Raw genomic sequence first — 1,598 nt, forward strand, 5'->3', positions numbered from 1 at the left:
TTCGGCGTCACCGCCGGGCTCACCCTGGCCTTCGTGATCTGGGGTGCCACGGCCACGGGCACCCTCGAAGACGTCTCGTCGAACATGCTCGAAGGCCTGCTCCACAACGCCGGCTGGGCCTTCATGCTCGCGGCGACCGGCTTCGTGGTCTTCGCTCTGTGGCTGGCTGTCAGCCGGTACGGCAGGATCACACTCGGCCAGGAGGGCGAAGAGCCCGAGTTCCGCACGGTGTCCTGGGTCGCGATGATGTTCAGCGCCGGCATGGGAATCGGCCTGATGTTCTACGGAGTGAGCGAACCTCTCGCGCACTTCACCACACCACCGCCCGGCACCACCCCCGCGGACTCCGCCGCCGCCATGGAGAACTCCATGGCAACGACGCTCTTCCACTGGACGCTGCACCCCTGGGCGATCTACTCCGTCGTCGGCCTCGCCATCGCCTACAGCACGTTTCGGCGGCGTCGGCGGCAGACCGTCAGCTCGGTGTTCGTGCCGCTCATCGGTGAGAAGCGCGCCCACGGCGCGTGGGGGCGGGTCATCGACATCATCGCCATCTTCGCCACCCTCTTCGGCTCCGCGGCCTCGTTGGGCCTGGGCGCGTTGCAAATCGGCAGCGGCTTCGAGGAGCTGGACTGGCTGGACAACGTGGCCACCGGACTGCTTGTGGGCATCATCGCCGTCCTGACCGTGGCGTTCGTGGCGTCGGCCGTCTCCGGCGTGGAGAGGGGCATCCAGTGGCTGTCGAACATCAACATGGTGCTCGCGCTGCTCCTGGCGGTGTTCGTCTTCGTCGCGGGTCCGAGCGTCATCGTGCTCGACCTGCTACCCACCTCGCTCGGCGCGTACCTCGGCGATCTGCCGCAGCTCGTGGGGCGTACGGAAGCCTCCAGCGGCGAGGGCGTCTCGGCGTGGCTGGGCACCTGGACGGTCTTCTACTGGGCGTGGTGGATCTCCTGGACACCGTTCGTCGGCATGTTCATCGCGCGCATCAGCCGCGGGCGCACCATCCGGCAGTTCGTCGGCGGCGTGATCCTGGTGCCGAGCACGGTCAGCCTGGTGTGGTTCGCGGTCTTCGGCGGCAGCGCCATGAAAGTCAGGGAGCGCGGCGGCCTGGAGGGCGAGACCACGCCCGAGGCGCAGCTCTTCGGCCTGCTGAACGAGTATCCGATCGCGACGGCCACCAGCCTGCTCGTGATGGTCCTCGTCGGCATCTTCTTCGTGTCCGGTGCGGACGCGGCGTCGATCGTCATGGGCACGCTCACCCAGAACGGTTCGCTCGAACCCCGCAAGCCGGTAGTCGTGTTCTGGGGCACGCTCACGGGTGCGGTCGCCGCGATCATGTTGTTGGTCGGCGACGGTGAGGACAACGCCCTCCAAGGCTTGCAGAACCTCACGATTCTCGTGGCGGCGCCGTTCGCCCTCGTGATGCTCGGCATGTGTGTGGCGCTGATGCGGGACCTGCGCCGCGACCCGCTGATCGTGCGCGGCGCACACGCGTCGAAAGCCGTCGAAGACGCCGTCATCGCCGGTCACAAGCAGTACGCCGGCGCCTTCGAGTTCCGAATCGGCCCCAGCGACAGCGGCGCCACAGACGCGGG

At 67.9% G+C, this 1,598-nt stretch carries 1 protein-coding gene; it reads left to right on the forward strand.

The genetic code is table 11. The features are described 5' to 3' along the window. Nucleotides 1-1,598: BCCT family transporter (locus tag ACRX5W_RS28280; RefSeq protein WP_436791183.1), on the forward strand; the 1,598-nt coding region annotated here is incomplete at both ends.

It is taken from the genome of Yinghuangia sp. YIM S10712 (assembly GCF_051388935.1).
GTDB lineage: Bacteria > Actinomycetota > Actinomycetes > Streptomycetales > Streptomycetaceae > Yinghuangia.